The organism is Herbiconiux daphne, assembly GCF_024979295.1.
Taxonomy (GTDB): domain Bacteria; phylum Actinomycetota; class Actinomycetes; order Actinomycetales; family Microbacteriaceae; genus Herbiconiux; species Herbiconiux daphnes.
This window is the reverse complement of sequence record NZ_JANLCJ010000585.1, coordinates 1-591: the sequence shown is the minus strand read 5'-3', so window position 1 is coordinate 591 and position 591 is coordinate 1. Positions and strand designations below refer to the sequence as shown.

1 protein-coding gene is annotated in these 591 nt (G+C 47.5%); it reads left to right on the top strand.

Features of this window, described 5'->3' with window-relative positions; all coding sequences use genetic code 11:
• The coding region (locus N1032_RS26590; RefSeq protein WP_259543659.1) for a hypothetical protein at positions 1 to 591 on the top strand (591 nt) is incomplete at both ends.

The following is a 591-nucleotide window of genomic DNA, read 5'->3' as shown; positions in this document are numbered from 1 at the left end:
AACGCCGTGATGCGAACCGTCTGTTCCTCCGTGAAATGCAGGAACTGGTTGCAGACATGCCGTGGCTGCAAGATGTGATTACGATTCACCCGATTACTGGTGTGGTTCGTGCTCATATCAAAGACCACAAGGCGGACAAGATTATTACATCTTTGTTCTTAATTCGTAACATCGGTAACTACATGAACCAAGCGGTAACTTATCGCAAAGTTCGTAACATGGGTTACCGTCCACGCTTTGCTGCGATCATTGCCCATAAGGTTTATGCCAACTTGGGCTTTGGTAATTCAGTTCAATACTCTGACCAGTATCTGGGTGAGTACAACTGGATTAACCCGCAGAGCTTCGGGAAGAACGCATTCCTGAAGATGATGGGCGCTGATAAAGACACGGAATTTGATTTCATTCAGAAACCGTGGGCTGAACAGCGTGGTTATCGTCATGATGGTTATTATCGTAACCCGCCACCCCGTACCAATAGAGCAAACAATGATGTGAACGAAAGTTATGTCCATGATGATGCTCTGGCTGGTGAGTGGCGTGTGTTCGATTCTCGCTACATTGTAGCTGAGGCGTGGGACTGGCGTGGTG